Below are 1,492 nucleotides of genomic sequence, written 5' to 3'. Positions count from 1 at the left end.
GTCCGGACCGTCTCCGGCCCCGCCGCCCCTTCGGCCCTCCGCACCGTCGACCGCACCGTCGACCACACCGTCGACCACACCACCGACCACGCCACCGACCACGCCACCGACCGGGCCGGCGACCACGGCGTTGGCGCGGACGCCGGAGCCTGCCAGGTCAAGCGCCGCCTTGCGGGTGAGCTCGATCACGGCGGCCCGCGAACCACGGCAGGACGTCAGGTTGACGACGTGGCCGCCGCCGCTCCGGCGCATCGCCTCCGCCTCGTACCTCAACGCCGGCGACATGGCCCGCACCTGAGCGGCGCCGTCACATCCGGCGTCCGCGCAGTCGGCCGCGCAGTCGGCGGCCCAAGCGGCGCAGTCGGCGGCCCAAGCGGCGCAGTCGGCGGCGCACGGACCCGCATCGGCTCCGGCGGCGCAACACCCGGCGCAGGCGATGTCGTTGCAGGCGGCGTCGAGGCGGCCGAACGCGCCGAGGGTCTGCTCGACCAGCCGCCGCACCGACACCGGACTGGCCAGGTCCGTGGGGACGGCGACCGCCTGGCCACCCGCCGCGCCCAGGTGGGCGGCCAGCGCCGCCAGGGCCCGGCCGTCGCGGGCGGCGAGCACCACGCTGGCGCCCGCCCTGCTGAGCGCGCACGACGTCGCGGCGGCGCCGTGGCCGATGCCGCGCCCGGCGCTGGCGACGATGGCGGTACGGCCCCTCAGAGCTCCGCACGTCATGGTGGCCTCGCCCCCGGTTCGTCTCGCGGGTTTCCGGTACGCGACCGACGCTAGGCGGGCGCCGCCCCGCCCCGCATCGGCGAAGTCGCCGGTCTCATCTGCAGGCCGGCCACCACAGGCCGAACGACGAGGGCGGGGTCGGGGAGATTGTCAGGGATGCCGGTGCTTTCTATGCTCGGCGTGTGCTGGGGCGAGCCGACGAGACCGAACTGCTGGACTCGTTGCTGCGCCGCGCCGCGGAGGGACGCGGCGGCGGGGTGGTGCTGCACGGCGAACCGGGCATCGGCAAGACGGCGCTGCTGTCGTACGCGGAGGAGCGGGCATCCGGTTTCCAGGTGCTCCGCGCGGTCGGCGTCGAGCCCGAGGCGGACCTCGCGTACGCGAGCCTGCACCAACTGCTCATGCCCGCGCTCGGTTCGGTCGGCGAGTTGCCCGGGCCGCAGGCGCAGGCACTGAACATCCTGTTCGGGCGGGCGCACGGCGGCGCGCCCGATCCGTTCCTGGTGGGCCTGGCGAGCCTGTCGCTGCTGTCGCTGCTGGCCGGTGAGCGGCCGGTGTTGTGCGTCGTCGACGACGCGCACTGGGCGGACCAGCCGACGTTGATGACGCTCGCGTTCGTCGCCCGCCGGCTCGACAACGAACCGGTCGCGCTGATGCTGGCGGCGCGGGCCGACGAGGGCCACGGCACCGATCTGCCCCACCTGCGCAGGGTTCCGCTCATGGGTCTCGGCAGGGAGGCGGCCACGGCGCTGCTGGCCGAGCGCCTGGG

The 1,492-nt window shown here is 75.6% G+C and carries 2 protein-coding genes; one reads left to right on the top strand and one right to left on the bottom strand.

Annotated elements, in window-relative coordinates; genetic code table 11:
• Positions 1-723, bottom strand: a 723-nt coding sequence (locus tag GUY59_RS46995; RefSeq protein ID WP_161715149.1) for an SDR family NAD(P)-dependent oxidoreductase, incomplete at its 3' end; no start/stop codon positions are given.
• 182 nt (positions 724-905) lie between these two features.
• Here GUY59_RS46995 and GUY59_RS46990 point away from each other — a divergent pair.
• Positions 906-1,492, top strand: a 587-nt coding sequence (locus GUY59_RS46990) for an ATP-binding protein (protein WP_138208841.1), incomplete at its 3' end; no start/stop codon positions are given.

The sequence above is a fragment of the Nonomuraea sp. K271 genome (assembly GCF_009908215.1).
Lineage (GTDB): Bacteria > Actinomycetota > Actinomycetes > Streptosporangiales > Streptosporangiaceae > Nonomuraea > Nonomuraea longispora.
Note: the sequence above shows the minus strand (reverse complement) of the source record. Positions and strands in the feature narration are given on the sequence as shown.